We start from the raw sequence: 257 nt of genomic DNA on the forward strand, positions 1-257 counted from the left end.
TCTCCCGAGCCAGACAGCATAGAAAATCATTTATGCACCAGACGCAATAATAATTGGCAAAATACCAATTCATTTCAGTTTCAGCATTTGCCAATCTGGGTTCAGATAATCGCCGGAAGCATTTCTGCCGATCATCGTTCATCGCAATTTGAGCCGGAAAAACGGCTCGGCAAGAGGGTTAGTTATGAGCGAAGTTGATAATAAAGAACTGGACCGTATGCTGAAGCAGGCTTTTGACGCTTCCAGCAAAATCTATC

The 257-nt window shown here is 43.6% G+C and carries 1 protein-coding gene; it reads left to right on the forward strand.

Annotated elements, in window-relative coordinates:
• A partial coding sequence (locus tag HBA93_RS22030) for a hypothetical protein (RefSeq protein WP_221724668.1) occupies positions 1 to 198 on the forward strand: 198 nt, incomplete at its 5' end.
• Positions 199 to 257 lie beyond the last annotated feature (59 nt).

This window comes from Ochrobactrum sp. SFR4 (genome assembly GCF_019730395.1).
In the GTDB taxonomy this organism is placed as follows: Bacteria; Pseudomonadota; Alphaproteobacteria; order Rhizobiales; family Rhizobiaceae; genus Pseudochrobactrum.